Genomic DNA, 24,696 nt, shown 5'->3' with positions numbered 1-24,696 from the left:
CAATGTATAAATACACTCAATGATCAAAAGGTGAGCGATTGGCGGTATCTTTTTGTTTTTACAGTATTTTGTTTGTTGTTCAAGAAGCTTCTGTTTCAAACGGCTTATCTATCTTTACCTTAACCGCAAACTTGGTCGCTAAGGTATGCAATTCTGGAAGCATTCGATAGATCAAATGCAGCTGTTGTAGAACCATTCTGACAGAACTCTCGTCTTCTTCTCGCCACTCACTCAGACGTTTATCCAGTTCAGGGTCGTAAGCGTTTTTCACTTCACAATGTTCTTGGTGGGAGTAGAGTTGATCATTTAGAGCGTCGAGATGTTCGTGTATTACTCTGTGTGCATCTAATACTAGTTTATGTGTTGCTTCATCATCGATACGCGTTCTGTGAGCACCTAGAGCAGAGATATAACTGAGTAGAGCATGATTAAGGGTTAGGAATCGGAAACTCTCATCTTCAGAGGTACGATACTTACCTGGTTCAACCAACATGCTACTGATGGCCGCAGTCAGGTTGGCATCGTTATTGTGTGCACTGCGGCGCGCAATACGGTAATTAAGGGTGTCTTTTTTACCCACGCGATACTGGCCAATGATCTGAGCGAGATAGTTCTTATTGGAATCGAGCGCATCTGCCATGACTTTGTGCAATCGCTTTGATTGCCAATCAGGCAACACGTAAATGACAGCAAGTACGGCGAGGGCACAACCGATAAAGGTATCCGCTAGTCTTGGCAACACCACCGCGTAGCCTTCCCCTAATTGGTTAAAGCAGAAGAGTACAAGCAGCGTTATAAAGCCGGTCGCAAATCCGTAGTTATTGATTCTGAATGCAAAGAACATCACGCCACTGATGACAATGAAAACTAACTGGCTCTCTTGAGACGGGAAGAAGGTCAGTAGTGGTACTCCAATCAACAAGCCTGCAACGGTGCCAATGACACGAGCCGTCAGCTTTTGTCGTGTTGCACTGTAGTTTGGCTGGCATACAAACAGTGTCGTTAACAAGATCCAATAGCCACGCTCTATGTCAAAACCTTGAATGATCCCGTAGCCGAGCGTCAATGTGATTGCCATACGAATCGCATGACGAAACAGCATCGAGTCGGTATTCAGGTTGGCTTTGATCTTGTGCCACATTGCCGTCAAAGTATGAGGGTTGGTATCGTCCAATACGTCTTCTTCCAACTTTTCCGCATCCGGGTTACTGATATTCGAGAGCTGCTTTTCGACGGTAGCGAGGTTATTGAATAAGTAATCCAATTGGTTGAGCAGTGATTTCCACTCGGGCTTGTTCTGTTGGTTAAGATGGTTAAGCGAAGACATTAACTCATCAAGTGCTAATACAGATTTATCGCCATGCTGGTATTCAGCTCCGACTTTCAATGAGCTCGCCACTTCTTTACAGGCTGTGGCTTGGGCTTCGAGTAGATACTTGAATCGAAACAACACATCAGAGCGTTCAAAGTGCTTTGCCAGCTCTTGATAGCGGTAGTGGGTAGAGCTCACGCGCTCATGAATGTCTTGTGCGATGAAATAGGTATTTAGGAATCGGTCACTCGGACCATCAATGTGCCCGCGCTTAGACCGGTTAAGCAGTGTTGCTTTACACATGTTGAGTGCATTAACGGTACTGGCGTTTAACTTAGCTTCAATAATACGATGTGGCTGAGGAATAAGGTCAGATACAGGGTAGAAGAGTTCCGCTTTTGATCCGATGTAATTGCCGATTTGGTCGAACACCGTGGCTAGGTTTTGCTGTACGGGCTGCATCGGCCAGACAATCTGCCAAATCATCGACATGAAGTAGTACCAAGCGGCGCCGGTTAAAAGTAGAAGCGGTTGAAACCAAAGGTTGGTGCTCTCATGGGCGCCGAGCATGGTATAGATAGCAACAAGCAGCGAACCAAACGCGATACTGGCGTATTTAGGGCCAATTGCACCGAGTATAATAAAAGAGAAGGTTGAAACGAAAAGCCCTATCGCGAACAGCCACGGTGTATCGAACAGGATCTCAATTGAGAAAGCGGCCACAGCGAAACAGATAAAGGTTAGCGTGAGTGCTTTCAAACGCCCGGTAAAGCTGTCGTCACTTTCAGCAAGAGCCGCAGCAATAACACCTAAGATCAAAGGTGTGATGAGTGTGTTTTGTCCATAATACCAAGCAGGAACCACAACACCGAGTAGAGTGATGAGAATTAGTACGCTGTAATTTATGGTTTTATTCGCCCAATAGAGGCGCAATTTGGCTGAGAAGTCCACAGTCGCTCACTTGACACACTAAAACCATAATCCTAACAGAAATCAAGCACAAGAATTTGATACTTATCCATAATTGCCCCTAGATGGTCATGAAAGCATCGATAAGATGTGAGACATTATTAATTCTCACAGCATCATGATATAAATTCAATATTCCCAATTAGAGAGCACACTCCAATGCAGCTAAGCGCTAACAAGACTGCACAGTTTTTTATTCAAAATGAATATCATCAAGTCGAACTTGATGGTCCACGCCTGCTGTTATCTTCAGTAGGCAGTGAAGAACGAATCCCGTTTACTATTTGGAGTGGCAAGATCGCGATAAAACGCGGATTGTTTTGGGGATCGTTACAGTTCTTTGCTAATCAACAAGATGGCAAACAGCGCAGCTGGTTAGTACAAGGTCTACCTTGGGAACAATGCCGTCAATTTGCACGCGCATCGGTTGCTGCTTATCAGAAGTGGCATGACACTCAATGTGAACAATTGGCTGAACACGTTCCTCAATGGGAAGCTGAATTGACACGTCTTGAGCAACTTCCTGCTTTCCTAGCGCATTCTAAAGTTAAGACTTGGGTCGACATGGTTAACTCAAGTTTAGAAAACATGACGATGACTTTAGAAGAAGCGGCGCAGCGTATGCCAAACCGCATTGCTCGAATGCAGCCATGGTTGTCTGAGACGGAAATTAAGCAAGCCGAAAGAAATCAGCAGTGGTTAGAAACAGAAAGACAAAACTGGGAAGTATTGTTTGCTCAATGTGAATCGTCACCACTCAATTTATCTCAGCAATATGCGGTCTTGATGAATGATGATCACAACCTTATATTAGCGGGCGCTGGCTCGGGTAAAACCAGTGTTCTTACAGCTCGCGTCGCGTATTTACTGCAAAGTCATCAAGCTCAAGCTGAAGAGTTGTTATTGCTCGCATTTGGTCGCGAAGCCGCGGAAGAGATGAAACAGCGCCTTAACAGCAAAATTGGTTTATCAGCAGAGAAGGTGCAAGTGAGTACTTTCCACCAGTTGGGTCTAAAGATCCTTAATCAGGTTGAACCTGAACGTGTGGTTATCTCTCCGTTAGCGCTCGATGACAATCAACGCCAAGCATGGTGCATTGATTGGTTGAAAAAGCACTGGATGACGCCGACTAACTTCAAACGCTGGCAAAAGCACCTGTCTAAGTGGCCAATCGCTTATTTAACAGGTGATGACGAACTTGGTAGTCATGTTTCAAACCTCAAGTTGATTGGTTGGCTTGAAAAGCAGCTTGAGCAGTTGAATGCATCGGGTTTATCGAAGAAGGAAGTACAACAGCAGTTGATTGATCACAGAGACTACACGCGTCTCAACAGCGAGCTTTCACTGTGTTGGCCATGCGTGACAGCATGGCAAAAAGAACTGAAAGAACAGAATCACATCGACTTCTCAATCATGATCAGCCGAGCGACTCAGTATGTCGAAAAAGGCAAGTTTATCTCGCCTTGGAAGTTCATCATGATCGATGAGTATCAAGACATTTCGCCAGATCGCCTTGCCTTGGTTGAGGCACTGTGTAATCAGTCGAAAGCGCAACACCAAGCTTCTATTTTTGCGGTAGGTGATGATTGGCAGTCGATTTACCAGTTTGCGGGCGCAGATGTTGATTTAACGACGGGCTTTAAGGATCGTTTTGAGAGCTCGACGATTCATCACCTAGATACGACTTACCGATTTAACAATCAGTTAGGTGCAGTTGCCAATCGTTTTGTGCAGGAAAACCCGATTCAGCTTCCGAAAGAACTGAACAGCTTCAAACAACAGAAGCAGAAGGCGGTGTACAGTGCGCCAAGCAAAGAAGTTGAGAAGATCCTGGATCAGATTAATAGGCAAGTAAAAGGTAAAGCCAGCAAGTCAGTATTGCTACTTGGACGTAACCATTACCACAAACCAGAATTGCTGGAAGATTGGAAAAAAATCTTCACATCCATCAACATTAATTTTATGACTTGCCACGCCAGTAAAGGCAAAGAAGCAGATTTTGTGATTATTCTTTGTGTTGATGAAGGGCAGTTCCCGACGAAGAAGAAACAGCTGCATATTGATGGCGCATTGACTGAATCATCAGACGCCTTCCCTTATGCAGAAGAGCGTCGTTTATTTTACGTGGCAATGACGCGAGCAAAAGAGAAAGTATGGATCACACACAGTGGCGACGGTTCTGGTTTTGTACAAGAACTGCATGGATCTGATTACCCCGTCGTTCGTAAAAAGTGATGTCACTTGGGGTAATTGTCTAAGATTAGATCTTCAAGCCCGCTACCTATTCTTATTAGGGCATAAGCAATTATCATCAGCGTGCTAGCTATTTTAATTAGGGCGTAAGATATTATCATTAGGAAAAAGGCATAAAGCAGAAGGAATCCGCTATGGAACACGGCTCTATTAACTACATTGAATTTGCTGCGAAAGACATCGCTGCAACTAAGGCGTTTTTCAGCCAAGTGTTTGGTTGGACCTTTGAAGACTATGGCCCTGAGTATTTTGCTTTTGAAGGGAAAGGCTTAATGGGTGGGTTCTATTTAGCGGATCTGGCGTCGAATGCTGAAAGTGGCGCAGCGCTGATGGTTTTCTATAGCGAAGATCTTGAGCAAACCGAGCGTGACGTGCTTGATGCTGGTGGCGAGGTAAATCGTGAGATATTTAGTTTCCCCGGCGGGCGACGTTTCCACTTTAGAGAGCCAAGTGGCAACGAAATGGCGGTATGGAGTGACAAGTAGCGAGTTAAGGTTCTAGTGAACAAAAAGCCTGCGATGAAGCAGGCTTTTTAGTCTTTGACGTTATTTTGGTTCTTAACGAAGCGTTTTTCTTAGTTCATATCGAAGCGTTCTGCTTAGTTAAGAGCGCTGAACCATTAAGTTCGCTCAGCTAGGTACGCTTCGTAGTCTGGGATCTCAATGATCACTTCTTCTTCAAGCAGTGAAGAGTTAAATAGGAAGTTAGCGGTAGCACGGTTGGTTGCCACTGGGATGTTCCAAACACTTGCGATACGAAGCAGTGCTTTTACATCTGGGTCATGTGGTACGGCATTCAGTGGATCCCAGAAGAAAATCATCATATCGATCTTGCCTTCAGAGATAAGCGCACCAAGTTGTTGGTCACCGCCCATTGGGCCGCTGATCATGCTCTTAATTGCTAGGCCTGTTTCTTTACTGAGTAGAGAACCCGTTGTGCCCGTTGCATAAAGGAAGTGCTTTTGTAGTTTTTCTTTGTTCTCTTTGACCCATCTAAGTAGCTCAGGTTTGAAATGGTCATGAGCGACCAAAGCGATATTCTTATGCGTTGGCATAGTACGCGTCGTTTTTTGCATGAATGTTCCCTAAATGATTGTTTCGTTTTTATTGTTTTGAGTTCTTCAGCCAATATAGCACTAAGGATTCACACTGAATACCGGACGAAACTCAGAAGGTGACAATGAGTCGGCGATAATTTGATCTTTGAGTGTTGCAGGTGTCAGTGCTTCAATCATGGGTGCACTGTGTTTCTCATAAGGTTGACCGCGTAAGTAACTGGTGGCTTGTTTTACCGATAAGCGACCTTGCTCAACCATTTTATCTGTTGGTGCAAAAAGCACCTTGTTACGAAGCAAGCCGCGGTAGGTTCCGTGACTTAGGTAACTTGAAATTAATCCAATTTCTTTGGTTTTACCGGCTGCTCTCAGCTCACTTATCGCAGCTTCAATCGCGACTGCGCTTCCGACAATATATTGAATACCTGGCTGCTCGATGACTTGTTGTACCAAGTTTCTTTGCAGTTCTTTATCGTTGTCTGCCCAATAGCTTATCGCAATTTTGATATCGCTCGATTTGATTGCATCATAAAACCCCAGTGCTACAGGCTTAGTACCGCCACTTGCTTGAGGGCCAAGTAACAAGGCGATAGGTGTTTCGCCTGATCCTTTCGGATGTCGTTTCGACAAAAACTCTCCGACTTGAAATCCCATTTGATACCAGTCGACACCGACCGTGCCTTTCAATACCTTTTGTTGTTCTTCATTGACGGTCAACTCATTCACAGTAGCAAACACAGGCGTCGAGCCAACCCAATCCGTAAGATTGTCATGGTAAGCATCGGGTGAAACTGTGCCTAAAATAATGGCGTCGGCTCCCCATTGTGTGCAAAGCACCAGCTGTGACGCTTGCTTACCAATGTTTGGGTATCCGCCGGCTTCTAATACTCTTAGCTCAACTTGCTGCTTTTCTGCTTCAGAGACCATGCCGTAGTTAACAGACAACCAGTAAGAATCCTTTAGGTGCGGATAAATGGCACAAATTTTCTCTTTATGTGATGTGGCTTCGGCAGGTTTTATTGGGCTCAAAGGCTCGCTAGCACTCGCGACAGAGGTTACTGAGGCCAGTAGTGAGAGAATGATTTTTGAAGCTAAAGGTCTAGATAGCATGAATTGCCGTTTTATTGGTTTTAGATAAGAAACACTGCAAAATATAGCGTATTCTGCATGGGTAAAGAAGAACGTTTTAAGGTTTAAAGTTTATGTTGTTAGCCTCAGCGAGTATTGGACGCAAGCTACTGGCCTCATTCTTAGTGATGGCACTGTTGGTTCTATTGTCTGCATTGATCGGTGTTTCTGGTTTTAGCTTTGTAGCAAAAACGGAAAGAAACGTCGTCGATTCAGCGCTTCCTGCTATGATCGAAGCTCGTCAAGTTTCTGAGTTGAGTAACCGTATTATTTCGTCGGTACAAACGCTTTCTAATGCGAGAAACGAGGCCGAACGAAAAGAGGCTGGCACTGTGTTGTTTGGCCAGCTTGAAGCACTTCTTCAGCATATCAAAGAGCTTGGTGTCGACAGTTTTGATTCCCAACTTCTCAATAAACTCGAAAACAATGTTCAAAGCGTTATTAACACACTGGCTGAACTGGGTGTCTCGGTCGAACGTAAGCTTTGGTTAAGCAAGGAATTGACGTCTCGTGTTGAAGAGATGCGTCTACTCGCAGAAGAGTTAGAGCAGCTCACGCGAACCCAAGTGCTGAATACTGCCACCATTGCGGTTGCTAACGTAACGCACATCTACGACCTGCTAGAAACCAAAGAAACCGATAGAGCCTACCAAGCTTTAGACGCACTTGTTGAAGTTGATCTTGATTTGTCTGAGCGTCTGCACGAATTGCATTTGTTGGCGTTCAAGATGCTCAATCAAATTGAAGAAACTCAGACCGTCACCAACGTTGAACGTATTCATCAAATCCAGTCTGAGTTCGAATCCAACCTAAGAATCATGGCGCGCCGCGTTAAAGCGGTGGAAGATCCGACTCGTTCTGCGCAGATGTCTCAGTTGCTTGAAGAGTTGAGAAAACGCCAGGTCGTGTTCGATATCTCGCTAGAACAATATGAGAACACCAAAAAGTCAGAGTTTCTGATGCAAAATACGTTGGAGCTGTTCTCTCAGCTGAATACAACGGTTAACCAACTGGTTGATGATTCAAACCGAAGCACAAAAAAAGCGGTTGATGAGCTGACGTCAACCTTGAACTTGGCTCAATGGTCGCTGTCTGTGATTTCGGTTATTGGTTTGGTTATCGTCGCATTTATCGTTTGGCGAGTGGTGTATATCTCGGTTGTTAAACGCCTTACTGAATACTCATCGGCCTTGATGTCTATCGCACAAGGTCGCCTGAATATTGATATCTCGGTTAAGGGTAATGATGAGTTAGCTCATATGGGCGAGGCAATCATCACCGCCAGAAACACTGCGCAAGCACTACAAGTGGTCGCGGTTGGCGAAGCTAAGGCAAAACGTGAGCTCGAAGAGCACAAAGAGCACTTAGAAGAGTTGGTCACAGACCGAACCTATCAACTGCAAAAGACCAATGAGAAGTTGAATGTCGAGGTGGGTAACCACGCTAAAGCTCGCAATGCGGCAGAACAAGCAAGCCGTGCCAAGTCTGCTTTCCTTGCGACGATGAGCCATGAAATACGAACGCCAATGAATGGCGTATTAGGTACCGCAAGATTGCTTAAAGATACCGGCTTAGACCCGCTGCAATCAGGCTATGCGGACATCATTAACCGCAGTGGTAAGAATCTACTCGCGATTTTGAATGACGTACTGGATTATTCAAAGATCGAAGCGGGACATCTAGAAATACGCGCGGCTTCTTTTGACCTTTACCAGATGGTTCAAGATACCTATCAGTTAATGGAAGGGCGCGCCGCTGAGAAGAAGCTTAATTTTGATTTTCATATCGAAAGTGACGTGCAACGCTATTGGCGTGGTGACGTCACTCGAATCAGTCAAATATTGAATAACTTGGTCGGTAACGCGATTAAGTTTACTGAAAGTGGCTCGGTCGATATCTTCATTAGTTTAGATATCGAAGATGAAAATCGAGTGATGTTTGAAGTGTCAGATACCGGTGTCGGTATTGACGCTAGCGAACAAGCTTGTCTGTTTGATGCCTTTACCCAAACCGATAGCGGTCGCAACAAAACCGGTGGCACAGGGCTTGGATTAGCGATCAGTAAAAGCATCATGTTGGCAATGAATGGTGACATTGGTGTTCATTCCGAAGAAGGCGAGGGCAGTCAGTTTTGGTTCTCATTGCCACTTGAAGTAGGTGAGAAAATTGAAACGAAAGCAACGGTTATTGAAGCTTGTATCCGAGCGAAGGTACTTCTGATTGAAGACAACCCTGTGAACTGTATTGTTGCCGAAGGCTTTTTGAATAACCTGGGCCACGATGTTGTGATAGCGACAACCGGACAAGAAGCGAGAGTAATATTCAGTGGACAAGAGTTTGATATTGCGCTGGTGGACATCAATTTACCTGACTGCGATGGCGTAGAGCTGATTCAACATCTCAAAGACGATGCGCTTCAGCATGAGAATGAAGAAAACGTAACACGCAAAGTACCACCAATGATCGCAGTATCGGCTCACGTGTTTAACGAGGAAGTGGAAAGCTACTTGTCGTCTGGCTTTGATGGCTTCTTGCCTAAGCCGCTAGAAAAAGAGGCTCTTTCTCAGCTCATTGTTGCTCAACTCGATGGTAAAACACTATTGTTGCCACAGCCCGATCCAAACGATGCTGTTTGTAAGCAAAATGGTAATCGTATGATTAATGGTAACAGTGATGAGTGCTCGACACAGATGGTAGATGTTTTAGCCAAGTACACGACGACAACGGATTCCCAAGATGAAGGAGACACTCCAGTGAAACTGATTGATTCCAAAGTGATAGAGGGTGACCTATCGATTCTTGGATTGGATAAAATGAAACAGATCGTTGTGCTGTTCGAGGAGAGCAGTAACCTTACCTTGAATGAATTAGTCGAGGCAAGCGAAGCCGATAACGGACGAGAAGTGAAGTCTTTGGCGCACAAGCTGAAAGGCTCGGCGGGCAGTTTGGGTTTATTAGCGCTGTACAATTTGTGTCAGAGTATTGAAGCTAGCGAACAACCATTATTGCAGTACCGAGATAACGACCACGCTTTATCTGAATTGGTTAAAGACTCGTTAGAGGCGTTACTAATTTATGTTTCTGCCCAATGACGTGAGCTTGCTTTAAACTTGATCTAATCAACAAGTCAAAAAAATCCTCTGAACGAATATTCGTCAGAGGATTTTTTATACCGTGCAAGTCAGCTCTCTTTATGAAAGGCTAACCATTCAAAGCTAACCATTCAAAGCTAACCATTCAAAGCTAACCATTCAAAGCTAACCAAGGCTCAAGAGCTCGAACTAAGGCTTATCGCTTACTACCTATTCTCAAAGCGATTGTAATCCAACAAGCCAAACTCGATCGGTTGGTCTTGTTGATACCAACGATGAACTCGGTCACTGAACGGCCAGAACTCGTTAGAACTGCGTCGTACCGCAAACTTATCCAGCAGCGCCACGTAATCTTCTTCTGTGTTTAAATTTTGCAGAGTTTTCACCAGAGTCGGTATCTCGCTTTCGGTTAAAGACAGGTAGGCGGCAGGGTAGCTACCGACAACGCCTCGTACGAGCGTTAAGTCATCATTGGCGTAATCTCTGTTACCTTCTTCATTAAACAAGCTTGAAATGTTGCTGTGAGCGTTATTGTGAATCATGGTGAACAGCTGCTCTTCGCCATTTTCGCCTTCAATCATGATCATCACTAACTGAGGAACATGACGCAGGCCGACTCCCTTTATCAGATTCACTTGGTTAAGCAGTGCTTCGTTCTTTCGACCAAAACCTGTTTCGACAATATCAAAACGACTATCGAGGACAGGCGCGAGCTTATCTTTGATCATATTGAGCAGTTCACGCTTAGGATCGGCCGTTTTGTAAACCACACTTGTTGGTTGGTCGAAAGGGGCGATATTGCGTTGCAAGTAATCGCTCAGTTGTGCACTTTGGTTTTTGTACCAGCTTGAGTGTTCAATATGGCGAACATCTTTAGGAAGAAGGGTTAAGAAGTTACTCTCGCCCTCAAGGCGCAAGAAGTCCATAAACATACGCGTAATCAGCTGGTGGCCGAAGTTTCCGTACACATCGAAACCTGCTACAAGAAGGTAATGAATGCGCTCTAGTAAGGCGTAATCAAGGATCCATGCTGTCTTAGGCTGTGAACCGACTAAACCCTGAACAACCGAAGCGCTATCGAAGTGTCTAAAGATGGTGAGAGCGGCATTTTGGTTGATGCCATCGCCATCCCAAATTATACCGGTGTCTAGGTTCACGCCACTATCGAACCATTGGTTGGTGAAGTCTGATTTCGCATTTAGGTATCGAGCCTGTTGCTTAGAGTAACGTACCCAGTTAGTCGCTGGTACGGTGTTACTTTTTAGCTCGCTAGGTAGTTTTAAGTTTTTCTTCTGACTGGCGTAGAAAGCGTTTATTTCTGGTAAATCGGCTTTCTCTGGATCAATGAAGAAAACCCAAAAACGGTCGTTAATCACATTCAAGGCAAGTTGACCACGACACACCGGCCCTTTGATAAAAGCCATGATGGTGTTTTGCGCATTGTCCAACATGAAATGGAAACGAGAGTTCACTGGCAGTGATTCAAACGAAGTCATAGGGTTAGCTGCGACATCAATGTTGTAGCTAGGGAGTTGTTTCACAGAGTAATTAGCATCGACAAACCAAGTGTTCCACTTTTGTAGTCGTTCTTTATTGAGTGCGAAAGGCATGTGCGTTTTGTCGACGATGGTGCCTTGTTCTGGAATCAGGCGGTAGTAAACACGTTCTACTTTTGGATCGTCGTATGGGCGACGAGTCGTGATGCGTTGCACCGCTTCACCTGGAGGCGTTGCAGAGCGAACAAGTGTGAAGAAACGCGTTGGCTGCGCCAAATCAGAGAAGTAGACATGCGATAGAAACAGGTGCTCATAGATGTAACGTGCTGAAAGTTGGCTTTTATTGTCACTCTTATTGAGAAAGCTTTCGTAGACATTAACGAGCTCTTGTTCCGCATCATTCAGTGGAATGTGGTCGTTCATTAACGCGCCATTTTCTAACCAACTCATTAAAGTCGCGTATTCTGTTTTATCTAAGTTCGGCATCCCATAAGGCATCCCCCAAGTCGGGTAATCTCTCTCGTATTGGGCATACTCTTCAATCGTTGGGCACTGTTGGTCGCGATCGGTTGAAAAGTCGAAACCTTCAAGCTGGGTTTGATCTGGAAGTGGGTGGTTCTCTTTTTGGATCAACATTCGAGAAACAAGACCAGCATCCAGGTTAGCCGTTGAGTTCTGCATACGTTCGTTGAGAACTGGATGGAAATCCGCATCGCGCCACTCTTGTGTGGTTAAAGCATCTTCAAACAAGCGAGTAGGGGCTGAGGCGGTTAAACGGGTGCCTTGATAAACGAGTGCTTTGCTCGTACCTCGGTCTATACCTTCTACCGAAGACATTTTGAGCTGGCAAGGTGCGTCATAGCAAGCGTGACAAACCACACATCGGTTATCAATGATGGGCTTTACTTCATCAATGAAGTGCTGTGCTTGAGCCGACAGAATAGGCGCTTGGCGATCGCGAACTTGTTGTTTACCAAACAGTTCGTCGAAGTTTAAACCCGCGTAGACGGCACAACCTGAGAAGACGCTAACAAAAGCTAAAATGAAGAGTTTTTTCAAATTCATACGTATTTATATATTAAGCATTTTCTCTAATTATATCGAAAATGATTGAAAATGCTCATGTTCTAACAATCTTATAGATAAGATCTTGATGGGACTGAGCAACTTATCGAGGTGAGTCACTCACCCTAGGTTGGAATTTATAGTGTCGACTTAAGGCTTACTGGTTGACGTAACAAACAGAGAAAGGGACAGATAATCGCTCAAACTCTTTGATCCAGCGCCATTGGTTGTCTTGCAGCTTGTCTCCGGGGCCTTTGACTTCAACCCAATGAAACTCTTTGTCCTTGAATGCAATCAAATCGGGCATCCCAGTTCTAAATAGCTTCAAATCACTCAATATCACTTTGAAAAGATCAACAATCAAGGCGTTGGGAATAGCCTCCATACTGTGCTCGACGAGTGATCTGGGGAAGTAGTTCCAATTAACAAATGGATTGGCGATACCGCGCTTCTGGTCATATATATTGAGTAAGTGGTTCAGCCCATGCTTGAATATAGTCTGAAACACCGCTTCGACCTGTTCGGCTCGCTTGTCTACAAAATCGGAATGGTACAGATCTAGAGGTCGATGTTGGTATCGATTGATAAAGGCGCCTTCAACATCTGCAAAAATGACCTCCCAAAAGGCTAAACCAAATAAGCCACATAGAAAACTGTTTTCAGAGAAGTAAATATCCCAACCTTGGCTTTCAAAATGTTGCTTTACTGCAAGCTCAACTCGCGTTTGGCTGAGGTCTAATTTCAGCTTTATCTCTTTGCAGATCGGTTTTATGGTTCGTGAAACTTTGTGCCCCTGTTTCCGCAGTAGCCTGTCTTCAAGCTTAATAGCGACTTCCAACTCTGACACATCCGATGGAGCAGTTTTCATTTGCGTGACAATGTCACACATTAAGTCTAGCTCACTTTGTTTGTCGTAGATGCGAGCAAGTCGCTCTCTGCTGGGTGGAAGTATAGATTGCTTGAACCAAAAGACAGCTTGGTCGTTTAGGTTAAGCCTTTCAAGATCGCGAGCAATATCATTGATCAAACGCGATCGTTTTCTGGCAATGCTTCTGTGTTCTGATTCGGCAGGTATCGACTGTAAAAGCTGCTCAAGAAACTCACTGTCTTTGCGGTCTCCTTCTGAATACAAGCGTTGAACATCGCGCATCTGGAGCAATTGATTGAGTTGCTCTCTGGAAGTGAAGAAGCGGCGCTGCTTGCTTAATGAATAGTTCTCAAAGGTATTGAGCCCAAGATCGCTTAAGACGAATTGGCTTAAGTCTTGATAGGTGTTGGCAAAGAACAGCAACAGTAATACATCGATAACTTCAGATTCGACAACGTAAATACAATCGAATGCTAGGCTTTGGAACTGATCAAAAGGTTGGTGATCGAGCAACGCCAAGAGTTCGTCTTTCTTCGCAGTTTTGTTGCTCTTAAAGGCAGGGAATAAATTCAACAGCTCTGGTTTGGTGAGCAAGTGCAATCCGAGTTCGACATTGCTAACGACAAGGTCATGTCGCTCGGCGGGATGACTCAACGCAATAAAGCCTGCGGTGCTTAGCTCTTGTAGTGCGGTATTCAAATCAGAAATCTCAACATAGTTGAGTTTATCGCTGCGAAACCAACGGCCTTTACGAGAAAGTAAACGAACCATCAAACATTGGCTAGGTTCAGAAAGACGTGTGTATTCAGATAACCAACGACATTCATCGTCACTCAGAAGATCGGGATAGAGTGTTTGAGCGTGTTCAATCAGTCGATTGAAGTTGTCGAGATAATAAGTAGGGGAGAGCTGAGGAGTGGTTTCTATCGTCAATGGGTTAGTCGCTTGATACAAAAAGAGCCTAACCCTAAGGTTAAGCTCTTCAGTAACAAATTCAATCTTTTCTGACGATTAAGCTTGAGATGCTTTTAGTTCAGAAACTTTAGCTTCAGAGATTGGCTTGGTGACGATTGCAAGAACAATACACACTGCCATCATAGCTGCAGAGATTGTGTAAGCTAGGCCGTAACCTTCGCCGTTTGTCATTGAGTAACCAACAACTGCTGCACCGATAGCGCCGCCGATACCCCATGCCGTGTAAAGCACGCCGTAGTTAGTACCGTAGTTTTTCAGGCCGTAGAACTCAGCAGTAAGTGTTGGGAATACTGCTAGAAGCGTACCGTAACCAACAGCTGCGATAGCTGTGCCAATGATTAGCGTGAATTCAGAGTTGAACGTAGCGAATAGAGCCATGTTCGCGCCTTGAAGGATGAACGCTAGAAGTAGAGTACGTACGCCACCGATTTTATCTGCAAGCATACCTGCAGCAACACGGCCGCCTGAGTTGAATACAGCAAGGATAGACGCTAGGTAAACTGCGTTTGGTAGGTTCGCTTGAACGCTAGCAATCGTAGTGATGTTACCGATGATCATAAGACCAACAGAAGCTGCAAATGCGTACATGATCCATAGAGAGTAGAACTGAGGAGTCTTCAGCATTACTTTCCACGTTAGGTCTTCAGTCTTCTTTACTGCCTTAGGTGCTTGGCCTGCTTTTACTTTAGGCTCAGCTGGCGTGTAATCCGCTGGTGGGTTGTTGATTGTTGCTGCTAGAGGTACTGCAATCGCAAGTACGCCGGCACCAAGAATCATAAAGCTTGTTTGAATACCCATGCTGTCGATTAGCGCAGAAGTGAGTGGTGCTAGGTAAATAGCAGCAAGACCAAAACCTGCAGCGATTAGACCGTTAACCATACCTTTCTTAGAAGAATGGAACCATTTCATTGCTGATGGCGAAAGACATGCGTAGCCAAAGCCGATACCAGCACCTGTCATCACACCAAACGTTAGATTTAGCATCATAGGAGTCGTAGCGAAACCAGAAGCAATCATACCGAGGCCAGTAAGCGCTGTACCTAAGATAAGGATCTTACGTGGACCCATACGGTCTTGTAGGATGCCCGCAACAAGAAGACAAACAGAGAATGTGATAGTTGCAATAGCGTAAGGTGCAGATGCTTCAGCAGCACTCCAACCAGCTTCGGTGACTAGCGCCTTGTTAAATACACTCCAAGCATACAGGATGCCAAGACAAAGGTTGATACAGAAGCCTGCTAGCAGGATACGTGATGCTTTATCAATCTTGCTCATTTTTATTCTCAGTTTTGTCGTTGGTTAGTGGTGAGCCACTTAACTAAAGACGGGTTATTGTGATTGTTTCTTCAAAATTAGTTTGCGTTTATCAACAGACAGCGCAAAAGAGCGCGGATTATAACCAATAAAAATGTGATTGGAATCTCTTTTTCTATTTTTGGTAAATAAACTCAAACTTGTTAATGAGTTGTTTTTTATTAGTTTTGCAATTGTATTTAATACCTTTCTGTTTTGTTCTTTTTAACGTAGCGAGCCTATTTTTTAAGGTGTTCTTCGATAAATATTTCTGAATTGCCACGTATTCCGTGCGGATATCACAGAGTTACGAATTATTTTAATTATTTTCTAAGGTTAATTTTGTGTAACAAAATAAATCGAAGTGGAGCTTTATCCATATGAGACAAGGAGTAACGGAGTTCTATTAAAAACAAAATGTTAACCAGTTGTTACAGTTGGTTTTTGTTAGCACCTTTGCTTACATTTTGTTCGATTTGAGGGGTTGTGTTGTCCGTGAAAAGTGGGAAAATAGCACGCAAACAAAGATTCCAAATTTGAAAGGATGCGTTTCCAACTTATGGTGAGGCGAGCATTATGAAACTGTTTTTAATTCTATTGATGTCAATTTCTGGTGGTTTAGCGGCAGCTGACCATATTCACTCTTTCTTATTCGGCTTCTATATCGCTGCGTTAGCGGTGGGTAGTTGTTACTGGCTTGCATTCCGCAGCACACGCTTCCCACAGTTGGCTTTGATGCTATTAATGTGTGGCTTCTTCGCGAAAATTGCAGTGACAGTTGTCGGTGTTTCTTGGGGGATCTCGAACGATATCATTCAATCGCCGTTCATTTTCTCATTGTCATACCTGTTCTTCTTAGTGGTTGTGTCTTACGTTTGGTTTGCATACCGCGATAAGTTGACGCTAAAAAAACGCGCTAAGCAGGTAGAAGAGTCCCGCAAGCAAGCGGCTGCATAATTGCAGACCTAATACAGAATTCTAAAAAGAGCCTTCTTCGGAAGGCTCTTTTTGATCTGGCCTTAACTCGAGTGAACTCTAGCTATAAGGCAGGTAAAAGAAACCCCAGTATGGTGACATACTGGGGTTTCTTGTTATTTATCTAATATCTAGCCGCTATCATCTAGCAAATACAGTTCTTAACGCGTGTTACTTCTTCATCAACTTCGCTAGATCGGCAAAGGGATTGTGCGTTGCTGATTGATGGTCGTCTAAACGGGCTTTTGCATCAACGCCATAACGGTCATGATCTGTATATTTTGAGTGCTCATGATCGTGACAGTACAAGCACAGTAGCTCCCAGTTACTGCCATCTTCAGGGTTGTTTGTATGGTCGTGATCCACGTGGTGAACGGTCAACTCTCTTAAGTTTGAGTAAACAAATTCACGTGCACATTTACCGCAAACCCAAGGGTACAGTTTCAGTGCTTTTTCGCGGTAGCCTTTCTCTTGGCGAGCGTACGCTGCACTCGAGCCAGTGTAATCTGAAGACATTGCCTAATCCTTATCAATTGTAATGTCCCGATTTTATCACAGCTTTCTTTAACCTGTAGGCATGTCGTGACTAAATCATGTTTCGTACTAACCGTTATGTGGCTTAGGTTTGATTGGGCACTTATCTTTTACGTGTGCTATCTCATAAAGAAGGTTATGTCTTTCTGGAATAAGCCATGCTTAACAGTTTGAAAAGAAATTGTATTTAGGGGTTTTAACCAAGGGAGCGTGACCTAATATCAGTTAAAGCTACCCTATATTAATAAGGAAATATCATGTCAGAACAATACACACCGCCAAAAGTTTGGGTTAACGATGCTGATGGTGGTAACAAGTGGGCAAATATCAATAGTCCTGAATCTGGCGCTCGCTTTGATAAAGAGCTTCCTGTTGGTGACCATGCTTTTCAATTGTATTCCCTTGGTACACCTAACGGTCAAAAAGTCACCATCTTGCTGGAAGAGTTGTTAGCTGCGGGTGTTAAAGAAGCTGAATATGATGCGTACTTGATCAACATTGGTGAAGCTGAACAGTTCTCTTCTGGCTTTGTTGGTGTAAACCCGAATTCGAAAATACCAGCGCTTGTTGATAAGTCTGGTGACGAAGATGTGAATGTCTTTGAATCGGCATCCATCTTGATGCACTTAGCTGAAAAATTTGGTCACTTCTTACCAAAAGAAGGGGCAGCGAGAACACAAACCATTAACTGGTTGTTCTGGGCTCAAGGTTCAGCACCATTCTTAGGTGGTGGTTTTGGCCACTTCTACTCTTACGCTGATGAAAAGCAAGAGTACCCAATTAACCGCTTTGCGATGGAAGCGAAGCGTCAACTAGACGTGCTAGACAAGCAACTTGCAAATAGCACTTTTGTGGCGGGCGAAGAGCTAAGCATTGCAGATATCGCGATTTGGCCTTGGTATGGCAACCTTGTATTAGGCAAAATTTACGATGCAGCCGAGTTCCTACAAGTTGAGTCTTACACCAACGTAGTGCGCTGGGCGAAGCAACTTGAAGCGCGTGAAGGTTTTCAGCGCGGTCGAGTGGTTAACCGTTCATTTGGCGAAGAGTGGGAGCAAGTACCAGAGCGCCATTCCGCAGAAGACATTGACCGAGTTTTAAAGCTACGCCCGTAGTGATTTTAAAACGATAGTCGACATCAGTATCTCTAGAGTTTGTTTTAGCGGCCAACGTTAACTCAAACTCTAGTTTTTTGTTCCATCGAATCATTCCTTCCTTATATCAGTCTTTCGATAAATACAGTTACTATTCGCTTTCACTTGTCAATTGCTGTTTTTTTATGTAATTGAATATTAATGATTTTTACCCTGTTTAATGCCCTGTTATTAGAGCTATTTCATACTTTGTTACATTTCAACGATTAACTATTTATTGTAATGTTATAACATAACAATAAATTAATTGGTGATGTATCTTAGAAAGGAAAAAGTTGTGAATAAAAAATTGGTTTCTCTAGCGGTTGGTAGCATTCTCGTTTCCCCTGTTTTTGCCGACACGTTGTCGAACCCTCAAATCGGTGTCGTTCTTGATGGGTATTATCAAGACGGTCAACGTAATAACTCAGAGCGCGGCGAAGGTTTTGGTCTTGGTCATACAGAACTGAACATGTCGGCGAATATTGATGATAAGTTCCATGGCTCTTTGACTACGGTTATTGAAACTCACGATGATGAGACTGAATTACTACTCGAAGAAGCTTTCATTGAAACACTGACGATGCCTTACGGCTTAAGCATTCGAGGTGGTCGTTTCTTGTCTGATTTCGGCTACCTAAATAACCAACATATTCATACCGATAGCTTTGTCGAGCGTCCTGCCGCTTACCGTACATTTTTAGGCTCTCATTATTACGATGATGGTGTTCGTGCGAACATCGTTCTTCCTACAGATCTGTATGTGAAGTTCGGTGTTGAAGCGCTAAGTGGTAGCAAGATGTCTTCTGTTGATGATGGCTCTGACGTTGGTGTTTACACTACAACTCTTAAGCTGGGTGACGACTTTTCAGAGTCATCAAGCTGGCAGTTTGGTTTGAGCTACTTACGCAATGAAAACGGTAAAGTTCGTGAGTTTGGAGAACATGATCACGGGCATGACCATGATCATAGCCACGGCGCGGCGATAACGGGCTCAAACTTATACGGTGCTGATTTTGTATGGAAGTGGGCTCCGAACGGTAACTACAAATACCAAAACTTCACGCTTGCAGCTGAGTACATGCTGTTAGACGGCATCGTTGATGATAAGTACAAAAATGACGCAGAATCACCAGATACGCTAGCAGGCTATTATGTATCGGGTGTTTACCGATTTAGCCCAAACTGGTCTGCAGGCCTGCGCTACGGTGAAGCGGAAAGTTATGATGGACACGCACATGGTGACCACATGCACTTTACTGCAATGAACGACAAAGAAGCAGATGCAATGATCGCTTGGGATTCATCTCATTTTGGTACAGTTAGAGCGCAATACTCTCGCGTTGAAAACCAAAGTAAAGAGACAGATAACGTATTTACCCTTCAGTATGTGATGACCTTTGGGGCGCACGGTGCTCATGCATTCTAGGAAACTCCGACTTACAATGGCAGCAGGTGTTGCCATTGTATCTTCATCTATAATTGTATCTTCGCCTGCGATGGCGTTGAACATCTTCGTGTGTGAGCCTGAGTGGCAAGCACTTATCCATAGCCATGCTCCTGACGCTAAGATCTACTCAGCCACCACTGCGAAGCAAGATCCTCACTATGTGCAAGCTCGACCTTCACTGATTGCCAAGATGCGACAGGCTGATATGGTGATGTGTTCTGGCTCAGAACTGGAAGTAGGATGGCTGCCAATGCTGCAAGCACGCAGCGGTAACCCTGTGGTTCAAAATAGCTCATCAGGCATGTTATACGCGAGTGATTTGGTGGGTATGCTCGATACTCATGCTCATGTAGATCGAAGCATGGGAGATATCCACGCCCATGGTAATCCTCATGTTCAGTTTGCTGCTGAGTATATGATTCCTATCTCTAGAGAAGTCACCAAGCGTTTACAACTGGTTGATCCTGACAATGCACATATCTACATGCGAAATGGTATGAAGTTTCGTGCCAACTGGCGTAATAAATTGGCAGAGTGGGAAACGAAAGCAGAGCCGTTACAAGGTAAAAAAGTGGTCGGGTATCATGCTACATATCGTTACCTCTTTGACTGGTTAGATATGGCGCAAATTGCTGATTTAGAACCTAAGCCTGGGATATCACCGACTACGTCACATTTGCAGTCATTGACCAAGTTGGATCCTGCTTCGTTTGATGCGATTGTGTATTCATCACACCAAGACCAGCGTCCTGCTCATTGGCTTAACCAGCAAATCAACAAGCCTACGATACAGCTACCATTGACGGTTGCAGAAGGTCAGAGCCTTGATCAAATGTACGATCAAGTCATTGATGAGTTGCTGAGAACGCTCGTTAACCCAGAAACATCAACGAGGTCGTAATGTTGAATGAATATGGTTGGCTAGCACCTGCGGTATTGTGTGGATTAATTGCATTACTCGGGAACATCGTGCTTGGAGAGCAAGTCCTCAAGCGCCAGATCATCTTTATTGATCTCGCTGTCGCGCAAGTGGCTGCCCTTGGCGCTGCTTTGAGTCAGTATTGGTTGAGCCGATATACACTGTTTAGCGGTTCTTGGTTTGCAGAGATGGTTGGCCCGTGGGTTATGTCATTACTGCTTTGTGGATTAATCGCACTCATGGAAAAGCATTACAAAGAACACTTAGAACCAATGATAGGCAGTTTGTTTGTGGTGTCTGCTTCGTTGGCTATTCTATTGGTTAGCAAAGATCCGCATGGCGCCGACTTTATTCAAGGCATTCTCAACGGGCAGCTGTTGTGGTCTACCTGGGATGATGTCTGGCCATTGGCAATAATCACGACCGCGGTGTTGGTGTTGATTAGCGTAAAGCCTGAATTTATGCAGGGTAGTGGCTTTTATCTTATCTTCGCTATATTGATGCCGATCACCGTAAAGCTGACTGGGATATATTTGGAGTTTGCGTTACTGGTGATTCCTGCGTTATGTGCAGCTGCGTATAAAGGCGTTCGCTTCTTTATCGCGAGTATTGGGATTGGCACTGTCGGTATTTTATCGGGCTTAGCAGTGTCGGCTTACTACGATTTACCGAGTGGCGCGAGTATTGTCATCACGCTGTTTTTGGTAGGGGTGATGTTCAATATTGTATCCCAGTTGATTAGAAGTACTTGTGCCGATAGTTCGACACGAGCTTGTGGTTAGGGAAGGCCTCTAAGGTTTAACTTGGAGGCAACGAACCTGACGTTAAAAAGGTCATGGCGCTATCGCTATTTAGAACCGATAGCGATGGCATATTATATTTAGATTTAGCTATTAAAGGCGGTTTAGGTATAAAATCGCGACATCATAATTCTAAAGGATGGTGCCATGTACCACGGTCATATATATTTTCCTCTGCGCTTTGCAGAGCAGGCAGAAACACTGCGTCAGAAAATTCTATCGGAACGTAAAGATGTGTTAGAGACTTTCCCATTAATACAGCGTTTGGTTGGCCCACATAAGATGCCAATGTTTGAGATTCATTTTGCTAACAAAGAGTCGGGTATTGTTGAGTGGTTGGAGCAAGAGCGCGGTGATATGTCGGTTCTAATTCACCCAGTAACAGGTGGTGAAGAAACTTTGGATCACACAGTACGAGCGACATGGCTTGGTCGTGAGTTGGGTGTATTTGAAGAAACGCTAAGTAGCTAATCAAATATACCAATATTGTACTTAACTCATTCCGACCGGAAAATGCACGAATAATAAAAAGGCTCCTCAAATGAGGAGCCTTTGTTTTATTTGTTGCATTTAAATTATCAGTGCATCAGAAGCGCTCTAAATTAAAGAGCTTGGGGGATTAAGCCTCTGCTGTCACTTTATCGCTGCTCATCTTTTTAAGAGCTGCGTAACCAAAACCTGTTACTGCTGTACCTGCTGCAATCGCCACTAGGTACATAAGAACTGGAGAGATAGCGCCAGGAATCAGTAGTACGAACAAGCCGCCGTGTGGAGCCATTAGCTGTGCGCCAAACATCATTGATAGTGCGCCAGTTAGTGCACCACCTGCCATACAAGCTGGGATAACACGCATTGGATCTTTCGCTGCGAATGGGATTGCACCTTCAGAGATGAAACATAGGCCAAGAACGAATGATGCTTTACCCGCTTCACGCTCGCCTGCTTCAAACTTGTCTTTCACTAGGAAAGTTGCAAGGCCCATACCTAGAGCTGGAACCATACCTGCTGCCATGATTGCTGCCATTGGTGCGTAAGTTTGTGAAGCCAGTAGACCAACACCAAATGTGTAAGCTGCTTTGTTTACAGGGCCACCAAGGTCGAAACACATCATTGCGCCTAGAATCACACCCAGAAGAATCGCGTTAGACGTTCCCATGTTGTTTAGGAAAGTTGTCATTGCGCTCATCACGCCAGAAACAGGGCCACCTACGATGTAAACCATCACAAGACCAGTAAACAAACTCGCGATAAACGGAATGATCAGGATTGGCTTGAGGGCTTCCATGGATTGTGGAAGTTGAACCTTGTCGGCAATGAATTTCGCTGCGTAACCGGCAATGAAACCTGCTGCGATACCACCTAGGAAACCTGCGCCCGTTGAGCTAGCCAACATACCGCCGATTAGACCTGGAGCCAGACCCGGACGGTCAGCAATCGAGAATGCAATGAAACCAGCAAGAACAGGAATCATTAGAGCGAATGCAGAACCACCACCGATAGTCATCAGTGCTGCTGCTAATGTGCCTTCTTCTTTAAACGCTTCGATACCGAATACGAAAGAGAGTGCGATGATCAAACCACCCGCAACCACCACTGGAAGCATGTGAGAAACACCTGTCATTAGGTGCTTGTACACGCCTTTCTTCTCGTCAGCAGGCGCTGAATTTGAAGAAGCAGTGTGTTGGTATGGTTTAGCTTCTGCGAACGCTTTTTCCATCTCTTGCTTTGTTTTCTTAAGCGCAGGACCCGTTGTCGTTTTGTATAGCGCTTTGCCGTTAAAACGATCTAGAGGAACGTCGATGTCGGCAGCGATGATAACAAGATCAGCGTCTGCGATTTCTTGGTCTGTCAGTTGGTTCTTCGCACCTACAGAGCCGCGAGTTTCCACTTTAATTTGGTGACCTAGGCGTTTGCCTTCTGCTTCAAGCGCTTCAGCTGCCATAAAGGTATGTGCAACACCAGTCGGGCAAGCCGTAATCGCTACGATCTTTTTGCTGCCTGTGCTTGCTGTTGTAGAAGAGTTTACTGAGGTACCAGTCACTTCCACTGTAGTCTCAACTTGAGAAGCGTCTAGTACTGTTGCTTCTGCTACCGCTTTCTCAAGAAATGCTTTTGCATCTGCAGTGCATTCAGAGATAGCCGCTTGGTACACTTTCTTACCGACAAAGCGCGCTTTATCAACGTTTGTGTTGGCTGCGATAACCACAACGTCGCTGCTGTCGATAGTGTCTTGCGATACGGTTGAGTCAGGTAGCACGCTTGATTGACATTCAATAGCGGCGTTCCAACCCAGTGCTTTTGTCGCTTGCTCTAACAAGCCTGCGGCGATGATGCTGTTTGCTACGCCACTAGGGCAAGCTGTGATAATGGTAATATTCATAATAAACCTTTTGTCCTATTTGCTTGTGTCTAACTGGCTAGTTGGAGCACTAAGCGACTGTAATTGGATATTTTGTAGTACTGAATCCAGCTCTTGTTGGCTGGTGATGCCCACGCCTACCTGTGAAACTGCTAGAGCAGATAGGGCGGTTGCGAATTTAATAAGTTCTGGTTTTGGCATCTGTTGCATGTGACCCCAACATAGGCCTGCAACCAATGTGTCACCTGCGCCTACCGTGCTCACCACTTGCATACGCGGCGGTTGAGCATGTAACCATTCACCTTGGTTAAGCCACATCACGCCTTCTGCGCCAAGTGATACCACGATGTTATCGATGCCTTTTTCACTTAGGGCTTGGCCTGCGTGTTGGCATTGGTCACGTGTTGTCAGTTCTGCGTTGAAAAGCTGAGACAGCTCTTCATCATTTGGCTTAATTAACCAAGGCTGTGCATTGATACCGGCTTTAAGTGCGTCACGGCTGCTGTCGAACAGCACCTTTTTACCTAGGTCACGCAAGCGTTGTACCCAAGAAGCGCAAAGCTCAGGGGAGATACCTTGTGGCAAGCTGCCTGCAATCACGAAGTAATCGTGCGTTTCAGCCAGTTCTAACAAGGTTTCTTCAAACGCTTTAATCGCGTCTGTATCAACAGGAACACCTGGGAAATTGATGTCGCTTACTTGGCCTGAGTTCTCTACCAGTTTTACGTTGATGCGGGTTGCGCCATCTACACGGATGAAGCGGTCAGTTGCGCCCATCTGTTCGAACAGTTGGCAGAACGCTTCTTCGTTATTGCGGCCAAGGAAGCCTGTCACGGTCACTTTAGCGCCAAGCTCTGAAAGTACTTTTGCTACGTTTACGCCTTTGCCTGCTGCATGAAGAGAGCCTTTGTTTACTAGGCTCACTGAACCTACATTTAGTGCGTCGATAGCACCAGTCAGATCGAGAGCAGGGTTTAGCGTAACGGTAACGGCTTTGATTTGTTTATCAGACATATCGATT

19 protein-coding genes are annotated in these 24,696 nt (G+C 44.7%); 10 read left to right on the top strand and 9 right to left on the bottom strand.

From position 1 onward, the window contains the following. Nucleotides 1-79: 79 nt before the first annotated feature. On the bottom strand, nucleotides 80-2,263 hold the full coding sequence (yccS, locus tag L3V33_RS03630; protein WP_237289163.1) for a YccS family putative transporter: 2,184 nt from the start codon (nucleotides 2,261-2,263) through the stop codon (nucleotides 80-82). A 177-nt stretch (nucleotides 2,264-2,440) separates the two neighbouring features. Between yccS and helD the strand changes: the two genes are divergently transcribed. Further along, the gene (helD, locus tag L3V33_RS03625; RefSeq protein WP_054547042.1) at nucleotides 2,441-4,516 is read left to right on the top strand and encodes a DNA helicase IV; all 2,076 of its coding nucleotides are present in this window, start codon (nucleotides 2,441-2,443) and stop codon (nucleotides 4,514-4,516) included. A 152-nt stretch (nucleotides 4,517-4,668) separates the two neighbouring features. Continuing rightward, on the top strand, nucleotides 4,669-5,019 hold the full coding sequence (locus L3V33_RS03620; protein ID WP_237289153.1) for a VOC family protein: 351 nt from the start codon (nucleotides 4,669-4,671) through the stop codon (nucleotides 5,017-5,019). 134 nt (nucleotides 5,020-5,153) lie between these two features. On the opposite strand, the gene L3V33_RS03615 is transcribed toward L3V33_RS03620, so the two are convergent. Beyond that, complete coding sequence (locus tag L3V33_RS03615) at nucleotides 5,154-5,609, bottom strand: methylglyoxal synthase (protein WP_009844869.1); 456 nt, start codon at nucleotides 5,607-5,609, stop codon at nucleotides 5,154-5,156. A gap of 60 nt (nucleotides 5,610-5,669) precedes the next feature. Further along, the gene (gene torT, locus L3V33_RS03610) at nucleotides 5,670-6,617 is read right to left on the bottom strand and encodes a TMAO reductase system periplasmic protein TorT (protein ID WP_237289151.1); all 948 of its coding nucleotides are present in this window, start codon (nucleotides 6,615-6,617) and stop codon (nucleotides 5,670-5,672) included. Between torT and L3V33_RS03605 the strand changes: the two genes are divergently transcribed. Both L3V33_RS03605 and torS read left to right on the top strand, forming a co-directional pair. Beyond that, the gene (locus tag L3V33_RS03605) at nucleotides 6,562-6,726 is read left to right on the top strand and encodes a hypothetical protein (RefSeq protein WP_228010435.1); all 165 of its coding nucleotides are present in this window, start codon (nucleotides 6,562-6,564) and stop codon (nucleotides 6,724-6,726) included. The two genes, torT and L3V33_RS03605, sit on opposite strands and share 56 nt — an antisense overlap. Nucleotides 6,727-6,790: 64 nt before the next feature. Continuing rightward, entirely contained in the window at nucleotides 6,791-9,808 is a 3,018-nt protein-coding gene (gene torS / locus L3V33_RS03600) for a TMAO reductase system sensor histidine kinase/response regulator TorS (protein ID WP_237289142.1), read from the top strand. Nucleotides 9,809-10,014: 206 nt separating this feature from the next. On the opposite strand, the gene L3V33_RS03595 is transcribed toward torS, so the two are convergent. The 3 genes from L3V33_RS03595 to L3V33_RS03585 all read right to left on the bottom strand — a co-directional run bounded on the left by L3V33_RS03595 (nucleotide 10,015) and on the right by L3V33_RS03585 (nucleotide 15,487). Continuing rightward, the gene (locus L3V33_RS03595) at nucleotides 10,015-12,369 is read right to left on the bottom strand and encodes a fatty acid cis/trans isomerase (protein ID WP_237289139.1); all 2,355 of its coding nucleotides are present in this window, start codon (nucleotides 12,367-12,369) and stop codon (nucleotides 10,015-10,017) included. 157 nt (nucleotides 12,370-12,526) lie between these two features. Further along, a complete protein-coding gene (locus tag L3V33_RS03590) occupies nucleotides 12,527-14,191 on the bottom strand; it encodes a VRR-NUC domain-containing protein (protein ID WP_237289137.1) in 1,665 nt (554 codons plus the stop codon). Between the two features lie 57 nt (nucleotides 14,192-14,248). Continuing rightward, the gene (locus L3V33_RS03585; RefSeq protein ID WP_017079765.1) at nucleotides 14,249-15,487 is read right to left on the bottom strand and encodes an OFA family MFS transporter; all 1,239 of its coding nucleotides are present in this window, start codon (nucleotides 15,485-15,487) and stop codon (nucleotides 14,249-14,251) included. A gap of 594 nt (nucleotides 15,488-16,081) precedes the next feature. On the opposite strand from L3V33_RS03585, the gene L3V33_RS03580 reads away from it, so the two are divergent. Next, complete coding sequence (locus tag L3V33_RS03580) at nucleotides 16,082-16,462, top strand: hypothetical protein (protein WP_054547036.1); 381 nt, start codon at nucleotides 16,082-16,084, stop codon at nucleotides 16,460-16,462. Between the two features lie 189 nt (nucleotides 16,463-16,651). Here L3V33_RS03580 and L3V33_RS03575 read toward each other — a convergent pair whose 3' ends face one another. Next, a complete protein-coding gene (locus tag L3V33_RS03575; RefSeq protein WP_004730279.1) occupies nucleotides 16,652-16,996 on the bottom strand; it encodes a YajD family HNH nuclease in 345 nt (114 codons plus the stop codon). Between the two features lie 275 nt (nucleotides 16,997-17,271). On the opposite strand from L3V33_RS03575, the gene yghU reads away from it, so the two are divergent. From yghU to L3V33_RS03550, 5 genes are all read left to right on the top strand, one after another. Next, nucleotides 17,272-18,129: a glutathione-dependent disulfide-bond oxidoreductase gene (gene yghU, locus L3V33_RS03570; protein WP_237289135.1), complete on the top strand. Its 858-nt coding sequence runs from the start codon at nucleotides 17,272-17,274 to the stop codon at nucleotides 18,127-18,129. A gap of 316 nt (nucleotides 18,130-18,445) precedes the next feature. Further along, nucleotides 18,446-19,576, top strand: coding sequence for a hypothetical protein (locus tag L3V33_RS03565; RefSeq protein ID WP_237289133.1), 1,131 nt, complete (start codon nucleotides 18,446-18,448; stop codon nucleotides 19,574-19,576). 16 nt (nucleotides 19,577-19,592) lie between these two features. After that, nucleotides 19,593-20,498 (top strand): zinc ABC transporter substrate-binding protein, encoded by a 906-nt coding sequence (locus L3V33_RS03560; RefSeq protein WP_237289130.1) that lies wholly within the window; start codon nucleotides 19,593-19,595, stop codon nucleotides 20,496-20,498. Between the two features lie 2 nt (nucleotides 20,499-20,500). Next, entirely contained in the window at nucleotides 20,501-21,298 is a 798-nt protein-coding gene (locus L3V33_RS03555) for a metal ABC transporter permease (RefSeq protein WP_237290161.1), read from the top strand. Nucleotides 21,299-21,463: 165 nt separating this feature from the next. After that, entirely contained in the window at nucleotides 21,464-21,787 is a 324-nt protein-coding gene (locus tag L3V33_RS03550) for a DOPA 4,5-dioxygenase family protein (RefSeq protein ID WP_017085490.1), read from the top strand. 148 nt (nucleotides 21,788-21,935) lie between these two features. Here L3V33_RS03550 and fruA read toward each other — a convergent pair whose 3' ends face one another. Together fruA and pfkB are read right to left on the bottom strand one after the other, a co-directional pair. Further along, nucleotides 21,936-23,696 (bottom strand): PTS fructose transporter subunit IIBC, encoded by a 1,761-nt coding sequence (gene fruA, locus L3V33_RS03545; RefSeq protein WP_010428980.1) that lies wholly within the window; start codon nucleotides 23,694-23,696, stop codon nucleotides 21,936-21,938. Nucleotides 23,697-23,711: 15 nt separating this feature from the next. Next, the gene (gene pfkB, locus L3V33_RS03540; protein ID WP_237289111.1) at nucleotides 23,712-24,689 is read right to left on the bottom strand and encodes a 1-phosphofructokinase; all 978 of its coding nucleotides are present in this window, start codon (nucleotides 24,687-24,689) and stop codon (nucleotides 23,712-23,714) included. Nucleotides 24,690-24,696 lie beyond the last annotated feature (7 nt).

Origin of the sequence: Vibrio sp. A2-1 (assembly GCF_021728355.1) — a bacterium.
GTDB lineage: Bacteria > Pseudomonadota > Gammaproteobacteria > Enterobacterales > Vibrionaceae > Vibrio > Vibrio splendidus_K.
This window is presented reverse-complemented; position numbering and strand designations above follow the sequence as displayed.